Consider the following 21,610-nt stretch of genomic DNA (forward strand, 5'->3'; position numbering starts at 1 on the left):
AATCCGGTATTCGCACTGCCGTACGCAAAGCCTGGCCATGATTCTGAGGATTGGGTCCGCCCTGCAACAGTGGTCGATGGGTGAAGTACTGTGCCAGTCCCCGCGCTCCCGATGGTTAACAGTGCCTGGCGGCGTGTTAATTATGGAGACAGTGCTGTTGGACGCTGTTCTTCACCAGGCTTCGTATCCGTCGCCGTGCTCGGTAGCCTGCTTCACCTCTGCAATCTGGGTGTCGTACACTGTGCGCAGGAGGCTGAGACACAAATTGGCTTCAACATCTGGTTGTTGCGAGCCGCTTGTCACGGTGGCGTAGTTGTCGCCTTCAGAATCAATCGTCAGATTGTATTGATCTACTGCCTCTTGGAGTGCTGTTTTCTGTGAGGGTGTGAGGCGAGTCAGATTGTGTGAGCCATTGAGATATTGGTAGTGGGTGTCTGTCTCACCGTTGTTCTCGAATGTCAGGTTGATCCAGTGGTCCGAGTGGTCGTCCCGGTTGAGGTGCTTTTCGAAGAGGCTAGTGAGTTGGTCAGATCGATTCGAATCGTGCTTCGAACGGTCAATGGCGCCCTCAGATGAACTATGTTGGTCGATTTTCGAGCTGATATACTCTGCTGCATCGCTTATGTCGCTGGCATGTGTTCCTGTCTCGGCAAAGCGATATTTTGTGCCGTCGTTCGTTGTGAACGTGATCCATTGGGTCGCAATATTGTTTGTCGCCTCCACGTCGGTGATTTGATCGTAACTGAAGGAACGACTCTCATCTCGTTGGTCCAATCCGGCAACGTAGCAGATTCGTTGGTCGGTGATCAGGAGGAATCGGGAGCCGCTGGTTGTCTTATCGTGGTGTGGCGTTTCCTCTGTCTCATCCGGGGATATTTTCCGTAGACCTTTGTATTGATGCCAGAATACGTATGCCAGATATTCATCCGGTCGCAGGTAGTCAACGAGTTGCTGATCGATGAGACGTCCATCCGTTTTTGTCAGAATGGTCTCTGAGAAGGAGCCTTTTGCCTGACTCACTAGTTGCGAGGGAGAGCGTTCCTCAGGGGTGCTCCTATCGCTTTGCTCGGAATTCGGATTCGTCTCACCGTGGTTCTCGGTTAGTTCTTTTAAATTTTGATCGGCAAGTGCGTGACACTGCTCTGAATCCTTCCAGTGATTCCTGAACGCGTCCTCACTGTTGAAGACTTTCTCATCGCAGTAGGGGCAAGGAACCATCCAGCCTTTATTGGGGAAGTCCAGCCAGGGGAACGACCCATCTGAACTCTCAATGTCGAGATTGACGCTGGGTTGCTGTGTGTGTGAATCTTGCTTATCGCTATTCGATGGTGAGTCTGTCTCTGCTTGGTTAGCTGTCTCCTCAGTCGTACGTGACTCAATCGTTTCGAGGATACTGGTCCACTCTTGTTGGGAGATCTGACTTGCTTCCGGTGGAGTTGGTGCGGGACCATTGCACCGATCTGCGTTTACCCAGTGAGTTACAAATGCGTCTTTCGTGTTGTTGATGTGTGAGTCGCAGTAGGGGCAGGGGACTTGCCACTGTGATCGGTCATAGTTGAGGAAAGGGAACGACTCAGGTTCTTTTTGACCTGGTGGTGTAGCGTCCTCTGACTCCGGTTCTGATGGGTCGTCACTCGGTGCTGAAGCCGAAACAGACGGATAAATTCGAGAGAGGAGCACTGAGTCGGGGTGTTTCGTCTCGTTCAGCGTGACTTTGTCTCCCCTCTTGATGAACTCTTCCTCCTCAAGAAGACTGAGTGCCTCGCCGATACGAGTCTGAATCCGGTTCCCGCGGCGCTGGTACCCGAACAGTCGCGTCGTCTCAAGGACGATATCGTCCTCCTTGATCGCACCGCCTTCCCGGAGCACGACAGTGATTGCTTTGGCGATCTCTTCGAGTGGGATTTCGTCGATCGTTCGCGTGTCTGAATCCGTGTTAATTCGGATATCGAATTCCAGTTCGTCGAGCGGTGGCCACAGGAATTCGCCGTGTTCGTAGACCTTGTCCTGCCTCTCGAGTTCGTCGAGGCGGTTTCGGAAGATTCGTTGGACTTTCTGCCCAGCCCGTGATTGACCCCAGACATCGAGGTAGGTCTGCATCGCGGTGTCGTATTTGATGGGGCCATTCTGGACGACGGTGTCCTGAATTGAATTCCGATTTGCTTGATCCATCCCCTGTTTGTCGGAATCGTACCGTTCGTCCCACTCAAGCGAGGGTTCTTCGAACTCGGTGATCTCGTCGTGCTCAACCTTCGAATCGACCTCCATGACTTCGGGTTCGTGCGAGGGGATGTCAGGGTCGTCTGTGGAGAACGACTGGCCGTCGAGCAGGTCCTCAACTTTCTCGTTGATCTTTCTGATCTCGCGCTCCTGGTTGGACGCCCAGTCGGGGGACCAGATTCGGTGAATTGTCCAGCCCAACTCCTCAAGCACCATCTGCCGGGTCCGGTCTCGGTCTCGGGCTGTCTTCGAGGAGTGGTACGCGGCCCCGTCGCACTCGATACCGAGGATGAATTTCCCGGGGTGTTCTGGGTGCTTGATTGCTAAGTCGATACTGTAGCTGGAGCTCTGTACTTGCGAGACGACATCGTACCCTTCTGCTTCGAGTGCGTCGTATACCGCTTCTTCGAACTGTGAATCGAAATCGAGCGTGTCTGTCACTTCGTCGTCTCGGACGAGGGCCTGTTCGCCTTTGCGGGCGTATTCGAGGTAGTTCTTGAAGTGCTTGGCACCGGTGCTATTCGAGCCTGAGAGGTCGATGTCGCCGGGGAGCATCGAGCAGACGACCGTGATGTGTTCTTTCGCCCGCGTCACTGCCACGTTGAGGCGTCGTTCGCCACCGCTCTTGTTGATCGGGCCGAAATTCGTCGAGATCGTGCCGTCTTGAGCGGGCCCGTAGCCGACACTGAAGATCATCCGGTCTCGTTCGTCGCCCTGAACCATTTCGAGGTTCTTGATGAAGAACTCGTCGAGCACGTCGTCTTGACTGACGAACGCATCAAGCACGGGGCTCTCCTCACGTCGCTCAGCGAGCGCGTCTCGGATAGCTTGTTCTTGGGCGCTGCTGAACGCGACGACGCCGAGGCTCTTATCACTCCGTTCTTCTGCGTGTTCCTCGATTAGATCGACGACTCGCTGTGCTTCGACCTCGTTTTGTCTCGAGCCACCCCGGTCGTAGACGCCGTCTTCGACGTACTCGAAGTCCACCCCAGTTTCAACGTCGGGGTCGTTCTCCGGGAACGTCCGCAGACTATTGTTGTAGTAGTGGTAGTTCGAGAATTGAATGAGTTCCTCAGTACGGCTTCGGTAGTGCCATCGGAGGTTCTTCTCGGGGAGGACAGAGGCTGTTTCTTCGAGAATGCTGTCGAGGTCTTCACGTACGTCTTCCGTGGTTTCCACGTCGGATTGGAAGAACGACGTCGGCGGGAGTTGTTTCGTGTCGCCCGCGATAACCGCTTGATCGGCACGGATAAGACTGCTCACAGCGTCCTGCGGCATGATCTGTGAGGCCTCATCGAACACGACGGTGTCGAACTCGATTGAGTCCGCTTTGAGGTACTGCGCGACCGACAGCGGACTCATCATGAAACACGGCGTGAGCTGCGTGATGAATGAGCCTGCTTCGTCGAACAACTCACGAAGCGGCTTGTGCTTGCGTTGCTTTTCCGCTTCTCGGCGTACGAGGACCTGCTCCGCGCTGGAGGCGTGCTCAAGATCCAACGAAGGCCGGCGTTTCGTCACTTCGTGTTGGATTTCGATCTTTGCGAGTTCCTGTTGTTCCTTGTCCAAGCGGCGGAATTCCTCGACGTACCGTTCCATCTCGTCCGCGTTGAACGATCCGAGACCTGTTTGCTCGTATACGCTGTTGAGCCATTTCGTGTAGAATCGCTTCTTGAACGCCGAGACGAGATGGTCACTCTTGTAGTCCCCCTGGAGGAACCGCTCGACGTACTTCTCACAGACTGTGTCACGGACAGTGTCCAGTTGTGAGGCGAACTGGACGCGGCGCTGCAAGGCAGGGACGTCACCACGAAGCTCCTGAAGTGTCTCCGACAGTTCGGGGAACGACGCCTGCCGGAGTGGCGTACCATTGACCTGCATCTTTTCGATGTTCATCGCGTTCTCGAAGAACGCGGCAGCGTCGTCGTAGTCCGCGAGCGCTGCGTTCGTCCGCTCGAGTAACGGCTCCACGCTTGGAAGCGTGTTCTCAACCAGGGACTCGACGATCGGGTTCGTGAACGTGGAGTCGTGCTCGTCGAGCCTGGCGACCCACCGCTGGGCCTGGGTTAGCGTCTCCCAATCCGTATCACCGCCCTCGTACAGCGGTCCGAGACGCTCTATGACGCCCCGGAAATCTTCTCTCCGGTCTTCAATTCGCTGGACCTCTGCGAGTTTGCGTGTATCTTCGAGGAGTTGGTCATGGCTCGGATCGTAGTCGTCTCGAGCGTGGGTCGTGATCTTTCGCTTGAGCGACCGATAGCTCGGTTTGACTACCTTCAGCATTCCGTATGCTGCGAGTTCGTTGTTGAGCTCCGCGCCGTTCGCAGAGAAGAAACTCCGCTGGTAGTGGTCTGAAAGCTCATCGATGAGCGATTCGCGCTCTTGTTCCAGTTCTGCGAGTTCCTCGAACCGTCCGCCTTCCTGTGCGAACGACCCGTCGAAGAATGCGTCTTGCCAGGCGATATCCGGGCGGTTCGAGACGTGCTGTAACAGTTGCTTCACCTCACGGAATTCAGCAAGAGAGTCCGGCCGAAGACCTAATTCAGCTTCAAGCTCGTCTGCAACGTCTTGCAGCGTCTCGATAGCTTCGACCTGCCGCTCTAGGGACTGGCGCATCGAGTCGCCAGTATCGACACCCCACTGTCGGAGCGTGGTGTGTCGCCACGGGCTCGTTTCGTAGGTGTCGATTTCCTCATCGAAGCGCGCGAGCGTCTCTAACTCATCGATGGCGGTTTCGAGTGTCTCTTGGCCCACGCTCAGTGGCTGTGTGATGCCGACATCGATGCGGGGAACGTCTGCGTGTTTGCTCACGATGCCGAACGCTTGGTACGCCGTCAGATCCCATCCGTCAGGGGAGTAGAACAGTTGTTGCCCGTATTGATTGATGGTGTCTCGCCGTTCGCGGAGTTTTCCGAGCCGTTTGGCGCGATTGTCCGCGGGTTTGATTTGCGGGGCCTTCAGTTCGGTTTCGAGGCTCCCGAGGACGTCCGTATTGGTTGCTTTCTCACCGTGAACTTCGAGACAGAACCGACCGAGGCCGACATCGTCGAGTCGATTTTTGACCACGTCGAGTGCTGCCTGCTTTTCGCTCACGAACAGGACACGCTCGCCGGCAGCGAGTTTCTCCGCGATGATGTTCGCAATTGTCTGGCTCTTCCCGGTCCCGGGTGGTCCTTGAAGCACGAAGCTCTTGCCTCGTTTCGCCGCCTCAATTGCTTCCTGTTGACTGGAATCGGCGTCGAGCACTTGGTACGTGTCGATGGGATCGACGACGTCGTCGAGTTCGGAGGCTTTCGGCGTCGTGATGTCTCCTTCGGCTTTTTGGAGCGGTTCCATCTCGCCGTTGAGCGCTTGGATAATTGGGTCGTCTTTGATTGCCTCTCGGTTGCGCTCGAGGTCGGAGTAGAGACTGTACTTGGTGAAGTCGAAGATCCCCAACACTGCGTCCGGTTGAATCGTCCATCGATCGAAGCCGCGCAGCGTTTCGTATACTGCTTCGAATGCGGCGTCGATCTCTGCGAGTGAGAGCGCGTTGTCCGCGGGCAGGCTAATTCCTCGTTCGGCCGCGAGTTTCTTGCGGAGCGCGGGATTGAGCCGGAGTCCTTCTGCTTTTGGTTTGAGAACGTAGTCGTGTTTCTCCTCGTCCTGAAGCGTCTTCTCTTCTAATTCGACGGGAGCGAGGAACAGTGGTGAGCGGTTCGCTTCGTCGCTGTGGTCTACGCTGTACCAACGCAACATCCCGAGCGAGATGTGCAGGGAATCGACCCCACGCTCCCGAAGGTACTGCTTGTTCTTGAGCGCGATCTGGGATAGCGAGTTTGCCGCTTCATCCGGTGCCCGCGTTGGCAGTACTTCATTCGTTGCGATGTCAGGCTGGTCGTCTTCGTCGTCCTCTGTCGGCCGTTTCCGAATGAAGAGCTCACCGTCGCCGTCAATCTCGCCGGCGATAGTCGTGGGGTTCGCGTCCTCGAACGGGAGGTCTTTCGTCTTCGTTGGTTTGAATGAGACGAGTTTGTTCCGGCGGGTCAGGTCGAGCAGCTGAGATTTCCACTCGTCGATCTTTCTATCTAATGAATCGCCGTTTGCGGCGGTATCGTCGCTAACTGCTTGTTCCTCCTCGTACTCGGTGATCGGATCGACATCTTGTGCCCAGAAGATCGTCTGTTCGGGCGCACCGTTGTCCATCTCAGTACTGGGTTCTGCCTCTTGATCAGTGTCGTCTTGTTCTAGAGTTGTCTCGTCCTCTTCGACAGGTGCAGTTGTTTCGGACGTGGAATCGTCGTTGTCCGTTTCTGGTGGTTGTGATTTGGATCGCTCGCTGCTTGCGGGTTCGGGTTCTGCGGGGAACTCTTGGAGGAGTGCCAGTGCTTCGTCCAGTTCGTCGTCGGACGAGACTGCAATCGGGAGCGGTACTTCTGATTGTGGCGCGACCGGGAGATAGATTTGTTCCTCAGGATCAATGACCTGCTGTTCGATGAGCACCGCGGCATCCTCGTCCCCCAAGCGCTCGGTTTGTGCGAGCTGATACTCAGTGACCATCTCCCCGTCACCGAACGCTTGGCGGTATTCCGCCATCTTGTGGGGGTTTCGAGAGCCCTGTTGTTCACCATAGCTCGGACTGTCATCAGTTAATCCGTCCCCGAATACGACGTCGGTAACTGCGGCTTGCCAGCGGTTCATTGAATCATCGCCATCGACGCGATATGCCGTCCGCTCGGACTCGACAAGCCGTTCGAGAAGCGATGCGAAGGTTCGGAAGAGCTCGTAGTATTCGGCGAGCGGATTCGGCTCTACTTGCGCCGCAGTCTCATCGTCAGCGGTTGGTTCTCCGCTGTCGTCCAGTTGGTCTACGCCCGCTGCTCGCCGCGCATCGCCAATTGAGTCGAAGTAATTGTAGACGACAGTGGCACTGAATGGGGCATGTTCGTTGATGTCATTTACTGAGGGTGATTTCTCGAGTGTTGTGGCGACCTCACGGAGGCCTGAGAGGACGTCCTCCCGAGTGTACGTGCTCTGTTGCGATCCTTTGGGTTCGAACCCTGCTTCTCGAATTGCGTCGGACCACGAACCGAAGGCGTTCTCAAACTGACTGATAGCATACTCGCCCCGGTTCATCATCTCGATCTTGGTGGGCACCTCCCCGAGCTCCGTTTTCAGACGGCGAATCTCATCGAGCAGATCGTCTTCGGTGGGATGTTCCTGGTTGGATTCGGTCTCAGTACTGGAATCCGATTTCGACTGTGTGGTTTCCTCAGTGGGTGAGTCGCCTTTCACGAGGGATTCGGCTTTGTCGCTGGCCCAGATGAGACTGTCGCTATCGCGGAAGTGATAGTCTGCGAGTTCAGATTGTAGGTACTCATGAACGTCGCTTCCAGATGACAGCCCCCACCGGTCCTGTAACGCCGCGTTCTTTGTTGGTTGGAGTCGGACGAGGTCTTCGATTCGGTTGCGCTTTGTCGCTGACAACGTCTCCGCGTCGCTCGACTCGGATTTCACCACGCTTTGCTCATTCTGTGACTTGTCGTCCGCCGTCTCTGCCGGCCCGTTTGTGTCTGTTTCGTCAGTGAGTGGTGGGTTATCCTCGCTGTGTTCCCAGGCGTATTCTTCCCATTCGCCTAGGATGGTCTCGACATCGTCGTCAGCGGCTTGCACAGCGTCGTGGAGTGCCGTCAGATCAGCCTGATTGATGATTTCCTTGTCCCACTCGTATTCCCCGTCAGCATCAAGCGAATCGATAAATTGTGCGCCCTCTCCCAAGAGCGTTCCAACGACATCGCCGTCTATCGGCCCGGACAGTGCAAAGCCAGGTAGCTTATCGAAACGGTGTCCGAGCGAGCAGAACCCTGCTGCTTGCTCGATTATCTGCTTACCGTCTTCCCGTGGGATAGCTGCGTCCTCGGTCGGGGGGACGCCGACGACGTTGTAGAACATCGCGTGCTTGGGCGTATCGTCAGGGTTGCGAAGCACACGCCCGATGCGCTGAACGAGTTCCTGATTGACGCCACCAGTAGCCATATTGATTGCCACTGACGCGTGCTGCATATCGACGCCTTCACCCAGCAGGTCACCGGTTCCGATGAGGACGCCCGAACTTTCCGGCTCGTCGAACTCCTCGATCGTTTCGAGCTGTTCTCCCCTGCTCTGTGAGCCAGACACGAGATACACCGAGGAGGGATTCGCCACGACGTCGGTGATCCGTGATTCTAATTCCTCGACCTGTGCGTTGCTATCCGCAAGCACGACGACCTTCTCCGTCGTGTGATGTTCGACAACGAGATTGACCACCACATCCAATGTCGGCGAAAGGTTCCACTGTTTCGTCCGCCGCGAGAAGAGGCGGGTGACTAAGTCGCGGAACGCGTCGTCTTCTTGTTTTAGCGAGTTCCCTTCCGTCGTATGGGAGAATCGGCGGACGTCTTCGTAGGTTCGGAGTCGGCGGTCAGTCTCGAGGGATAGTTCACCTTGCCGGAGACGTTGCCGGAACTCTTGGAATGATCGTTCCGCTCGTTCTGCGGTTTTTTCGAGATCATCACCGACGACGTCGTAGGGTGCATAATGAACTTCCCAGTCAAACGAAGGAATAACGCCGTTCTTTCTCGCCTCTGTGACGGTGTATCGCTTGGCTCTAGGGCCAATACTGTTAGAAAGGCGTTCCTCGATACGTTCGCTGTCGCTACCCGCGTCGTCAACAGAACCGGACATTGCCAAGACGTTGCCATCGAATTCGTCGAGGAGTGATCCCCACTCGCTGCCGGTCGCGTAATGGTGTGCTTCGTCGAGGAGTACGAGGTCGTAGGCTACTCGGTCTTCGTTGACAAGGGACTGCGGGGTACGGAAGTGGATCGTACCCCATTCGAGCGTGATATCGTTGCTCCCTGTCGTTCGCTCTTGGGGGATGTTGAGGTGCTTTTCGAACTCCCGCCGCCACTGTTCAAGGATGAGTTCGCTGTGCGCGACGATGAGCACGTCGTCGCTGCCGGTCGAATCCACGGGATCGGCTACGCCACCGATAGCTTGATCCTCTGGATGCAGTTCACCGTACTGGAGCGCAATGGCACCGAGGCCGAGGACCGTTTTCCCAGTGGCCGTTGCCATATCCACGTAGCCACGCTTGTCGTGCTCCCACCACTTTTCCAGCGCGTCGCGCTGGTGTTCCCACAGCGGCGTCATCATCTGGGGCTCGTCCAAGAGCGAAAGCAAGCCCTGCGAGGCGCTATTCTCGATTTCAGTCAACAGGAGATCGACGTTCGATGCGATGGTCTCGTTGTTGAACAGTTGCGTCGTGATGTCGGAGACCGTTGCACCAGAGAGGTCAAACGAGACACTCAGGTCCTCTCCGACGTGCCGGGTGAGTAATTTTTCGAGCACTGCCTCGGTCGCCTTTTCCACATCGTCAATGCCGAGATCACTCGTCGAAATATCATAACTGAGCTCATTGAGCTGGTATGCCAGAAGACCGAGCTTCTCATCACTGACCTTCTCTTCCAGCACCGCGGGCAAATCGGCGTACCGCCCAGCGGATTTCTTCAGCCCCCGACGGTAATAGGTTCCTAACTCTTGGCCGAAGTTGTCCTTCGTAAGTGAGAGGTCGCTAATTTGGATGCCGGACGAGAGATCCTTCGCGGTCTCATCAATGTAGGGTGACCACTCCGTTTTGGGCCGTTTGACGAGGAATTCGTCGTGATAGTTCTCGCCAGCGGACTGAATCCCTATCGCTCTGTCATCCGCGATATCGTCAATATTCCGTCCCATGATGAAACGCGGAGGCTGTCTCTTCCGATATGATAACTCGTGACGAGTTATGTAGATTGTGCTGACAGCAGTAAGAGTATCCTAATCCCCGCTCCATCAACATATCCAATACTATTTACGCGGCCAACACTCAGAAATATTATCTGAAAGCTCGGGGAGCCATTCGGGATATCGCTGGTACTGTCTGCTTGAGGTGAGGAGATCGCTCCCGTTGAGATGAGTGACAGTGTCGCTTGTGCCGGACGATGTGACGCCGTTCGTGAGAAGAAGGGTGCTGATTGTGACGTCTGAGTTGTCGATGAGGTACTCGTCATCCTGAGTGGCGAATCGGCGGTACGTGAGGAGTTCTTCGAGGCCCTGTTTGAGCGTCTGAGTTGCGTTGGAGTACTTTACTTCGCCGAGGAGAACGCTGACGAGTTGGTCGTCGGATGTAGTGTCGTAGATTTCGATTATGATGTCTGGGCGGCCGCTGTAGAGGACGGGGTCGTTGGTGTCTCCAGTGAGGGTTTCGAGGGTGGTGCTGTAGTCGGTGAGGGCGTCGGCATAGCGTGCGAATTGAGGGTGGGTTGGGCGGTCTGTGGTGTCGAGTGGTTCGTGGAAGCTGAGGTTGCCGGTGCTGTCGTGGTGGATCTCGATTCGCTGGTTGTCTGATTCGAGGTGAGCTAGGGCGTCGCTTTGGCCGTCGATTGGTTGGAGTGCGAACCCGGGGGTGTGGCGGTTGAGGATTCGGATGATGCGGAAGCAGCAGAAGAGTTCGAAAAGGGTTGGGGTCGCGCTCGGGACGATGAGTGTCTCGGCAAGGAGGTCGGTGACATCCGGGTCGAACGTGTCGGCTTCGAGGCGCTGATACGTGTCGTAGAGGTCATACGCGTCGGTGTAGAGTTCGAGGCGAGAGCGACGGGCGGTGGTCATATCCTGCATGGAGACAGAGATTGTCTGCCCGTCGCTGATCCGGTTCAGGTGGACGTTTTGGTTGTAGAGCCGATCGAACCGTGCCAGCTGGTCGTCAGTCCAGTACTCGCGCCGCCAGTCGTATTCGACAGCTTCGAGGTCGTTCGTGACTGTTCGATGGATCTCCCAGAGCAAGCGTTTCAGAACGCGGTTCTCGGGGATGTCGTACTCGGTGTATGGCGTGTTGCAGACGTAGCGGCTGCGGTCGGCGTAGCCGGTTTCGGAGCGGGTTCGGAGTGTGGCGCTCCAGTTGATTGACCCGCGGACTTCGCCTTGGGTGTGGATGTCTTCGCGTTGATGTTCGGTTTTGATGCGACGAACCCGGTCGGGGAGTGAAGTGACGAAGTCGTGGACAGTGGAGGCGAGGCAGAAGTGGATGCGTTTGATTCGATCCCAGTCGTCGATGTCGAGGCCCTCGTAATCGAGGGAGTGGGAGAGTGCGTGCGTGTTGAGAGTCCCGCTGCGAAGGTACGTACTCAGTTCTTCGGTGGTGGTGTTGACAAGCTCGGTCGCTGTGAGACTACGTGTCATCGTCGAACGTGATGCCGAAGAAGTCGGTTGCTTTCTGCTGGAGGACGTCCCCGTTGAGATCCAGATCAACAGTTCCGTTCTCGGTTTCGACGTTCTGGTCGGTGAGTGACCGGATCAACCGTTTCTGCTGGTCCGGCCGCATCCCCTCTAACTGCGGGTACACGAGCGAGACGACCGCGGACGTGAGCGCATCGGTGCGTGTCCCGCTGGTGTGGTCGTATGAGTCAAGATACCGGATGATGTCGTAGACGATGGAAGGACCGATGACGCGGTGTTCGTTGATGCGGTGCCACAGGACTGCGACGACGGGGTAGACATTTTGGAGGATGGGGCGGAGTGTTTCGTCGTCGGTGAGCCAGGCGGTCGCGTAGTTGTCGTCCTTGTCGGGGTTGAGGAGTGACGTTCGAACCTGGTTGTCGTCGGTTGTGAGTGGTGGGACGCCGACGTGGACGAAGTTGAAGCGCCGCATGAAGGCGTACGACATTTCGTACAGTGAGGTTTTGTCGTAGGTGTTCATCGTAGCAAGTAACCGCCACGACGGGGTGACTGGGAAGGCATCCGGATTCCCGATGATGTCTGCAAGTTCGTCGTCAGTCGCGGATTCAGACAGGGAGCGAAGTTCGACGGTTCGATCACGTTCGTATGGAAGTTCAGTCGAGTCCCCAGACAAGACCGAGAAGAGTTGTCCGAATGCTTTGTCGATGTCTGAGCGATTAATCTCGTCGATGACGAGCCACTCGTTTACGACGCGGTCTTGGCGGAAGCACTTGAGGAACAGGCGCGGTTCGAAGAGGAGTTCCTGGCCGCCGTCACTCGTTGATGGGACGTACCCGCCGATGGTGTCGAACGCAGTCCATTCGGAGGTCGCCGTCGTGAACCGGTAGCCATCGACTTGGTCGTACGCTGTTGCAGTCTCACAGATCGCCTTGGCGAGTTTGGTTTTCCCGGTGCCCGGCGGGCCCGTGAAGATGATGTGTTTCCCGGAGCGCAGGGATGCCTCGATTTCACGTCGGAGCCGGTCAGCGTCCTCAAAGTAGAGACCATCCGGAACGGAGATCTCGATATCGGGAGTGGTGAGTTTCGTTGCGAGTTGGTCGATGGCATCCTGTGAGACACCCTCTCTGACAGGCTCCTCCAGTGCGAGAATCGTTTCAAATTCGTCTTCAGAGAGCGGGAAGAGACTCCCTTGTGCGCGATTTGCGATTGGGTCAGCGTCTTCGAGGTCTGGAATTGCGTTGAGGTCGGCCCAGCTGATCCCGTCGATACGCCGGTCGAACTGGATTCGGATACCGGCTGTTGCATCCTCGTTGTCTTCGGCCGCCGAGTCCGGTGTAGCGGCAGTGCCGCTGGATGATTCAGTATCTGGATGGAGGCCTTTGGTCACTGTGCCTTCAGCGACGATCTCTTTCACTGGAGTGGATTCGTAGAAGAGGACACGGTCTCCGGGCTTGGCTGTTGAGAAGGCTTCGAAGAGGCGTTTTTTGTTGCCCTTCTCGTTGTATGCGGTATAGCGAACCTCACTACCGTCAGCGATTTCGTCGACGGACCAAATCGAGGGATTCGCGGTTGCCCAGAAATAGTTCGTGCTCTGAGGCGGTTCGTACTCGGGGAGTTCGACGTCGGACTCTGTGAGGAGATATTGGCCTGCTTCGGGGGTGAGATGACACAGATAGGCTTGAATGACGTTGCCGTTCTTGTCGAGCGGGTAGCGACTTTTGTCTTGCCTGTAGTCGGGTTCTTGGAGTGTTTCGCGGATTTCGCCAAGTGGCAGTGGGTCGTCAAGGTGTGCTGTGGTGACGTCGAGACGGTAGTATTCTCCACCCTCCATCTCTGTTCGATACGCTTCATCGGTGACGACAGAACACACACGAATCGCCTGGTCCGTGTAGTGGAAGACGACGTCGCCCGCCTCAAGGACAGTTAGATCTCGCTGCCATTTCGTGTCCTGCGAACGAAGATATTCTTCTTCGAGCTCCACCTCTCGGTTCTGGTTGACCCAATAGAAATCCACATCTTCGAGGTGGTCTCCTGCAACGTCATGATCTGGAGCGTCTTCGATCCTTTCTGACGGCTCCTCACCGGTCAAGTCTGACAGGTCAATATCCCCTTCATCGTGTCGTTTGAACACGTGGGCTGCGATTTGGAAGTCGGTCGCCCAGGTAGGTGGTGTTTCGGCGTATTGAACCAGGTCGTACTCGTCAATGATCGTCTCGACGTCTTCCAGGAATGATTTGTAGTGGCTGACTGAGGTCGTGTTTTTCTGCGGAGGGTCAGCGTTGAGTGCTTCGAAAGCGGTGACAGCAGGCTTGTTCAACGGAATAAACGTATCCGGTTCAATTGTTGCGAGTGCTTCAGACGCGGCGGACATCCCGAATCCGGGGAGCTCAAGTACGTCCTCAAGCTCTTCTGTTTCAGCGGCTCTCCGAAAGGTGTCTGCAACTTCGTCGGGAGAGTGGTCCTTAAGGAGGTCTTCGACTGTACTATCGGTGTGCCGGCTGACGGTCCAACGAAGTGAGTTGAGCCAAGCCTTGAGAGTGTCGTGGGATGGGTTCGTTAGGAAGGCGTCAGCATTCTCTTCCCTCTGTTTGATTTCCTGCCAGGAGTCGGTTAGCGGCTGTTCGGTGGTTTCGCCGGTATCGAATTGGTCTAGGTCTTGCTGTTCGAGCCAATTGAAGAAGCTATCCAAGTGCCTGAAGTCCTCTTTGAACGGGTACTCGGCGCGTACCTCGTGGAATTTCTCTACCTCGTTAAGATAGGATGTGAGTCGGCCGGACATTTCGTAGCCGAAGAAGTTCTGCATCCCCGTTCGTGACCGGTCGTTGCTGATCGGGTATTTCGTCGGGTGAAGGAAGTACAGAATCGGAGAGATAATCCCGTTCTGAACCCCCTCGATTTCGAGTGCAGCGAACTCGTCGATGGCCGCATCAATCTCCTCGCGGTCATCGGACGTAATAGCCGTCGAAAAGAGGTCGAACACCGCTTCTTCATGTCCATCAACCGGCACCGTGTACGTCCCTTTTCCAACGATCCCCGTCCCTTGGTCGATCCGATCCTTGATGTCGGATTTCGCGTCGCTCTCGATATCGAGGTCGTCAATTCGCTTCTTCTTGCGTTCTGGTTGGAAGGCGTCGTCGTTCTGGCAGAGATTATAGACTGTGCGCGTCGCTGACTTGTCGATAGATCCCGTGTCAACGAGTGCCTGAACCAACCGACGAATAGCCTTTGACGTATTCTGAACGTGGGCTTTGTCTCGTTCCCAGTCGTACTCATCGACGTATCGATCGACCAACTCGTCAATATCCACAGACGAGGAACTGGTAGCCATATTGCTGGAAACCAACACACGAATCTCATAAAGGTATACCGCTGTTGTTAGTGGTGTCAGCAGATGAGGAGGAACAGCCAGTATGGCAAATAGCAGATCTGCTCATCGTCTTTTTTGGTGACAAGAGATTGGTTCTCGCTAATGCTCTTGGGTAAACTGTCTGTTATGATGAATCGATATGGAGCATTGTATTCTAGGGCTCGAAGTTCTTCGCTGTCGGATTTCGTGTGCTGACCAGATTCGGGATCGAACTCTTCGGCGATCGTTTCAGCGTTGTCGGTGTAAGGGTGGTAGGAGAGAACGAATGGGAGAACGGAGCCGTCTCGGTGCAGAATATAGTCAACGAGACCTGAGTCAGTTTCTGTGTATTCGACGTCGTACGCGCCAACGTGGAATGCGAGTCGTTTCGCGTGGTCGAAGGCGACAGTGCGGGCGAGTTTGTGTTCGAATTCGTGGTTGAGGGTGTCTTGTCGTTCGTAGGCTTCGAAGCCGTGGTGTTCCTGGCGTTGGGAGAGGAGGACGAGGTGTCGTGGGTTGCGGAGGTACAGACGAGTGCGGCGGTAGCGTCTGAGTGAGTAGTCGTGTGACTCGGTGACTGCAATCCCTTCGTCTAAGGCGTCGAGGTAACTATCGACGGTTCGCCTGTCTACGCCGATTTGATCGCTGAGAGCAGTGTATTGTAGTTCTTCGCCAGCGTTGGTGGCGGCGATCGCGCTGAGTCGGTGGAGATTTTCGGGTTGTTGGATGGATCGGTACTTAGCGAGTTCCTTGTAGAGGAAGAGGAAGAAATGAGACTTTGAGAGTTCATTTCGAATGGATGGGTCGTCTGTTCGGTGGAGTGTGCCTCCTGTTCGCAGGTACGCACGCGCGGCGTCGTGGAGGGTGTCTCGCTCGTCGGCGTCGAAGAGGTCAAAGTAGAGTTCAGAGAGTGTTTTGACAGCGGATTCGAGGCTGGTCTCGGAGCTCCGTCGGGACAGTCCGTCTCGAATCGTTTTGATTGGAGAGGGGCCTTCCAATCCCGGTGTCTGGTATGCTTCGAGTCGAGTCTGGAACGCTTCATCGAGGTCGAGACCCAGGCCTACACCAGTTTGGACTGTGTCGATGAATTTCATCGGAAGGATCGGCCAGGCTTCGAACTCGTCGATACTATCGGCGTTTTCCGCATTCGATAAATCAACTTGCGATTCGACGATACCGGTCAGGAATAGGTATGTGTCCTCGTCTACGATGTCTACCAATGCTTCCTTGCGTTCTTCATCGAGATCGAGAGCCTGTACGTCGTCGAGGAGGATGAATTTCTGTCCTTGGCGCGGTGCGACGTGGGTTTGGAAGTAGTCGATAACCTGTTCGAGGCGGGTGATACCGGCGCCTGCTCGTTCGAGTTGATAGAGCGAGTCTTCCAAGGGGATATACAGGACTTGCCTGGGCGAAATGGAGGATGTAACTTCGAGTTCTCGACTGCGTTGTGGAAATTCGGTTGTGTCGAGGAGTGCTGCGGCGAGTTGGTGGAGGAGAGTGGTCTTTCCGATGCCCGTCTGCCCGTAAATTCCGTAGACTAAACTCTCAACATCATCGGTGAGATGAGAGTTTGTTCGCTTTAGGATCTGGTGGAAATCGGATCGAGGAGTAAGGTCTGTCGCCTGCGATAGTTCTGGAGAAGTACCGTCGCTCCACCACTGATTGTGGTGTTCGGCGTCGTCAATGAACTCTTCTGCGCTCCCTGTCCCGAGCATAGTGACGATTATCTCGGGCTAGTACAAATATTCATGCATTCGGATGTCCCTATCTTGGTTCTATCCTCGTATTATGGCCTATATCGGCGTTCGAGATGGTCGTTCATATCCAGTCCGCCACTGAGAGACAGCTCAAGGACCGAGTAACCGGCAGATGTGGTACATATTCCGGATATCTGTTGGTGCTATAATTTAGTTTCCGTGTTTCAGATGTATCTAGTGGAAACCTATTTATGCTGGGCGGGTATTGGTCAATGTAGATGGTAGTGAAGGCCGACATTGAGGATGGGAAACAGATCGACATCCGGCTGCTCGTTACCGGGGTTGACGAGTGGAATCACGACGATGTCGCGCGGAAAATCGAACTGGAGGATACCGATGGAGCGACGATAGAGCTGACGGTTTTCCATAATAACGAGATCGCTGACTTCGAGTGGGAGGTCGGACGCTGGTACCTGCTCGAGAACGCGGTCGGGAACGAATTCCGCGGCGAGATGCAGCTCAACCCCGGCTATGACTTGAGCGTCACACCACTGGATGATCCGCCGACCGCTGCCGGAGATGACGGGCCAACAGACGACGAGTCCACCGTCGAGAAATCCTCGACTTCGTCAGCTGCGGCCGACGAGGGAGGGTTCGTTCGGGGGACTGAGGTTGGTGACGGCCCGCGTCCGACAGCGGACGGTGGAGGGGAGCTCCTGCACCAGCAACCTCTGTCTGAGGGGAACTATCTGCTGCATTTCGAACTCGGGGAGTTGCGGGAACTCACGGTACACGAGTATGAACTCCGTGCGACCGGGAGCGGAGGGATCGATCCCGACGACTTCACGAACGGGGTTGAGGGGTTCACGGCGAAAGCAGCGAACTACTACCAGTCACGGATCGGGAGTCCCGTAACGACGGCCGATGCGTCCCGTCGCCGCATTTACGCGACCGAGAAACTCCACGAGACGATTTCGGTTCACGGATACACTATCAAGTCCGTCCACAAAGGCGAGACGACGCTGGAGGCGCGCTCGTACACGAACGAGGGACCGCTCCAAGAGTTCGTCAAGCAAGATGTGAAACGAGCGGTCGCGGGGCGTTTTGAGGTGTCGGGGATCGATTCGATCATCGAACCAACCCCGCAGCGAACCGCGAACAGCGGCTTGTTCGAGGCCTATCGGAAGTACAAGTGCCGGATTCGCGTCGATGCAGATGGAACTGTAATCCTCGGAGTGAACGTCGCGTACCACCTAGAATCGACGTTTTCCGCCGCTGAGTGGGTGGAACGCGGGCACGAGATCGCCGGGGTGAACGTCGAGCACGATACTGACCTGTACGACAGCGCTCGCACGGCAACAGTCAAAGAAATCATCGACATGGACTACGACGATGTGCTGGACGGGCCTGGCGTCCCGATGTCGGAGTACCACGAGAAGCACGTCGAGCAGGAGGTTATCAATTCGATGCGCGCTGGCGACCCGACTATCGCCGACCTACAGTACGGGAGCGACGAGGATTCGATCTTCCCGCAACTCCTGGAATACTGCAAGGTCATCCCAACGTTCGACCAACTGGGGCGCGTCGATGAAACGTTCCTGAACGTCATCCACAACGAGAGCCGGATGAAACCAGAGGAACGATTCAATGTCGTCACGTCGTTCGTGGACCTGCTCGGGCCGACACCGTACTTCAACTTCGATCCCGTCCCGCAGCCCACGAACGCGGGGTACCGGGAGCACAAGACGCCGAATATCCCGAACCTGCGATTTGGTGATGGGAACACCGGCTTCTACGGCCGTGGTGGGCTGGAAACCAAAGGGTACGGCGTCTACAAAACACCGGAGTCGTTCGACATCATCGCGTTGTATCCTGCCGATGAAGAAGACGCATCTCACCGGTATGTCCTCTCGCTGCTCAATAAACTCGCTGACTACGACGCAAGTCCCACAGCATTCGACGAAGAGACGTACGAACTCGGCTCGGAGTTCCACTACTCCCAGTCCGCACAGAACGCGAGTGAGTACGATGCGGCGCTGATCGTCGTTCCAGATGAAGATGAGGCCGCGGCGGCGGATTACGACGACCCGTATCCGGAATTCAAGCGTCGGCTCGGCCAGCTCGGCGTGCCGAGTCAGATGATTTCTGTCGATAATCTTGGCAACGACAACTACTGCGGGAACATCTGTTCCTCGCTCGTTGGGAAAGCGGGCGGTGTGCCGTGGCGGATCGATGACATCCCCGGAGACGTGGACGCGTTCGTCGGTCTCGACGTGACGTACGACCACGCTACCAAGCAACATCTCGGTGCGGCGGCGAACGTTATCATGGCCGACGGGACGATCCTCGCATCAGAGGCCGTCACGAAGCAGGCTGGCGAGACCTTCGACGAAGATGACGTGGCGAATGTGATCAAGCACGTCCTGGAGATTTTCGCAGAGGAGGAGGGACGGCCGCCACGGCATGTGGTTATCCACCGGGACGGGAAGTTCTATCTCGACGTCGAGAATCTCATCAGTCGTCTCGACAAGGCGCGTGACCTCATTCAGCAGTTCGACCTCGTCGAGATTCGGAAGTCCGGCAATCCGCGCATCGCCGAGTACGATGAATCGAATTCTCGATTCGATCTGGCGGACAAGGGCGTTGCCTTCCATGTCCACAATGGCGAGCACTCGTATCTCACCACGACTGGTGGGAAGGAAGGCAGTCCAGGGACTCCGCGGCCTCTGCAAATCGTGAAGCGACACGGGTCCACCGATCTGGACACTCTCGCCGAGCAGACCTACTGGTTGTCAGAAGCCCACGTCGGCTCGCTGAGCCGGTCAACTCGGCTCCCGATCACGACGTACTACGCCGACAAGTGCGCCGACTTCGCCATGAACGGCTACCTCACCAAAGGCAGCGTCATCCGCGGTGTCCCCTACATCTAACGATGACCCAGCACAGCGCAGCGCAATCGACCACGCGACTATCAGCACACTGGTGACCTGGAAATGACGAAAACGGAATTCGAAGCGACAGTCGAGTTCGATGACGGCAGCACAGCAGAGTTGGAAATGGCTGCTGACAAATCGTGGGACAGCTTCCTGAATTACTTCGGTGACGCTCAGCACGTCTATTGCGTCACGTACAGTCAGTCCCCGGCATTCATCTACAAGATGTTTCAGAATCAAGACCTCTCAGTGGAGACGCTGGAGGTCATCGTGGGTGACAACCAGCACGACGATTATCGGCGCTCACTGAAGAACACGAGCAACGCCAAGAAAATCGCCGCCCAACTGGAGTCACTTCGTCGCAACGACGAGCTTCTCATCCATACTGTCGATTCCGCTCGCGTTCTCCTTCATACGAAACTCTACATCGTCGAAAACCAGGACGGGTCGCGGACGCTCATCTGTGGGTCGGCGAATCTGTCCAAGCAAGCCTGGCAAGGGAGCAAACAGACGAACGTCAATATCGCTTGGCGGACGGACGGGGACACGCCCGTTGATGAGTGGTTCGAGCGGCTTTATGCGGTCCACAAGGATTACGCGACGCCGTTTATGGAAGATCTCACGGAAGAAATCGAGGGGGCGGACTCGGCAGACGAAGAGGCGAAGATCTACGACATCTGGCTGGGTGGGGATGAGTTCAGTGATGATCCCGTTGCCGAGTTGAACGCCCGGCTCGACGACGCAGTTGATGAAGACCAGGTCAATACGTACAACGTCGTTACTGAGTCCGAAGAGGCGGAGAATGCAGTAATGGCCGCCGAAGACACCGACACTGACCCGACCGAAATCAGTCAGGACAAGCGCGTGCGCCTTTCCCCGCAGGGCCTGGAAGACGCGATCTCGAATCTGGACGGTACGCTGTCGGCCAATAACATCCGGATTAACGATGGCGAGATCGTGGCGACGCCAGCAGGGATCGCGCGGTACAAAGAGACATTCACCGGGTATCCTGATCTCAATGTCGATAGAGAGGAGAAAACAGTCGGGCTGCGGGTTGATGACTCCGTCCTCGAATTAACGGCTCCCCTCCCGGACGATCCGAAGGAAGTCGCTGACGCGCTCGACCTGATCGAGGACTACGTCGAAACAGTCGGCGAATTCGGAGAGACACGGACGACCAAGGAGACGCGCGCGCACTTCTACGAGGGGGTGATCTACTTCTGCTGGGCGCCGTTCGCCAACTACTGCGCCCACCACTACGCCGAATACGAATCCGCGGAGCTCGACAAGGACCTGCCGTTCCTGTTCCTTCACGGCGACAACGACAGCGGGAAAGGCATGTTCCTGCGGTTCGGGGCCCGGCTCATCTCGAACGGGTACGTACAGGAGGTCACGACCGGAGACGACTTTGTCAAAAACAACATCGAGCGTGCTCGTGCGTCGGACACTGTTTTCCCGTACATCGTTGACGACGTGGCGAAGTCGAAGATCGACCGGGACATCATCAAGTCGTACTGGGAGGGCAAGTGGGATGGCTCCATCCAGATGCCGACGTTCATTTTCTCCTCGAACGATTCGACGAAGCCGAAATCCGAGCTTCGGACCCGTATGAAGACGCTGGATTTCAACGTCAACTTCTCCGAGCTGGAAAAGGATGAACGGGAAGCCGCCGCGCAAATCGCGGGCCAGGCGGACAGTTGCAATTTGTTCCCGTGGTTCGCTCACCTGTTCTTACAGCGGGACATCACGCTTCCCGACCAGGCCGACCGACTCGCAGATGCTCGTGATGTGTTCGCGGAGCTGTACGCGTACGCCGACAAGGAACCACCAAAGTATGTCCCGCTGGAGAAGCCCGCAGAGCAGAAGCACGATCCCGGCCGGCGAAAGTGGATCAGTGCGCTCTCAGATGACCTGTGCGAGCTCGAATTCAAAGACGACGGGCGCGTCGTTGCAGATTTCTCGGCACATCTGGACCAGCAGAATTGCTGGGAATTCCAGAAAGCGACCCCGGCACACATCCGAGCGAATATTTACGGCGCCGCGGTGCAGTTCGAGAGCGCAGATCGCTTCCGGGGTTGGATTGATGACCCCGGCGTCATCGATGATGCACGAGGGGAGTCACAAAGAGCTGCTGACGACAGCGGCGTCTTATCGCGGGTCACACGGCTCGTTCGTGGGTAACA

At 56.2% G+C, this 21,610-nt stretch carries 6 protein-coding genes; 2 read left to right on the forward strand and 4 right to left on the reverse strand.

Translation table 11 applies throughout. The annotated features are described in order from the left end of the window. Positions 1-171 precede the first annotated feature (171 nt). The 4 genes from FQU85_RS09900 to FQU85_RS09920 all read right to left on the reverse strand — a co-directional run bounded on the left by FQU85_RS09900 (position 172) and on the right by FQU85_RS09920 (position 16,512). On the reverse strand, positions 172-9,972 hold the full coding sequence (locus FQU85_RS09900) for a DUF5797 family protein (RefSeq protein WP_145847402.1): 9,801 nt from the start codon (positions 9,970-9,972) through the stop codon (positions 172-174). Positions 9,973-10,083: 111 nt separating this feature from the next. Beyond that, positions 10,084-11,454, reverse strand: coding sequence for a hypothetical protein (locus tag FQU85_RS09905; protein WP_145847404.1), 1,371 nt, complete (start codon positions 11,452-11,454; stop codon positions 10,084-10,086). Beyond that, a complete protein-coding gene (locus FQU85_RS09910) occupies positions 11,444-14,779 on the reverse strand; it encodes an EVE domain-containing protein (RefSeq protein WP_240792421.1) in 3,336 nt (1,111 codons plus the stop codon). Before FQU85_RS09910 ends, FQU85_RS09905 begins: the two co-directional genes overlap by 11 nt. Before the next feature lie 56 nt (positions 14,780-14,835). Further along, entirely contained in the window at positions 14,836-16,512 is a 1,677-nt protein-coding gene (locus FQU85_RS09920) for an AAA family ATPase (RefSeq protein WP_145847406.1), read from the reverse strand. 260 nt (positions 16,513-16,772) lie between these two features. Here FQU85_RS09920 and FQU85_RS09925 point away from each other — a divergent pair, with 260 nt between their 5' ends. Together FQU85_RS09925 and FQU85_RS09930 are read left to right on the forward strand one after the other, a co-directional pair. Then, positions 16,773-19,424, forward strand: coding sequence for a Piwi domain-containing protein (locus FQU85_RS09925; RefSeq protein WP_145847408.1), 2,652 nt, complete (start codon positions 16,773-16,775; stop codon positions 19,422-19,424). Between the two features lie 63 nt (positions 19,425-19,487). Beyond that, the gene (locus FQU85_RS09930; protein ID WP_145847410.1) at positions 19,488-21,608 is read left to right on the forward strand and encodes a phospholipase D-like domain-containing protein; all 2,121 of its coding nucleotides are present in this window, start codon (positions 19,488-19,490) and stop codon (positions 21,606-21,608) included. Positions 21,609-21,610: the final 2 nt, after the last annotated feature.

The organism is Salarchaeum sp. JOR-1 (assembly GCF_007833275.1).
Taxonomy (GTDB): domain Archaea; phylum Halobacteriota; class Halobacteria; order Halobacteriales; family Halobacteriaceae; genus Salarchaeum.

Excerpts from the sequence above, each read along its gene's own strand:
- FQU85_RS09900 (WP_145847402.1), bottom strand. The coding sequence starts at position 9,972 with ATGGGACGGAATATTGACGATATCGCGGATGACAGAGCGATAGGGATT.
- FQU85_RS09905 (WP_145847404.1), bottom strand. The coding sequence starts at position 11,454 with ATGACACGTAGTCTCACAGCGACCGAGCTTGTCAACACCACCACCGAA.
- FQU85_RS09910 (WP_240792421.1), bottom strand. The coding sequence starts at position 14,779 with ATGGCTACCAGTTCCTCGTCTGTGGATATTGACGAGTTGGTCGATCGA.
- FQU85_RS09920 (WP_145847406.1), bottom strand. The coding sequence starts at position 16,512 with ATGCTCGGGACAGGGAGCGCAGAAGAGTTCATTGACGACGCCGAACAC.
- FQU85_RS09925 (WP_145847408.1), top strand. The coding sequence starts at position 16,773 with ATGGTAGTGAAGGCCGACATTGAGGATGGGAAACAGATCGACATCCGG.
- FQU85_RS09930 (WP_145847410.1), top strand. The coding sequence starts at position 19,488 with ATGACGAAAACGGAATTCGAAGCGACAGTCGAGTTCGATGACGGCAGC.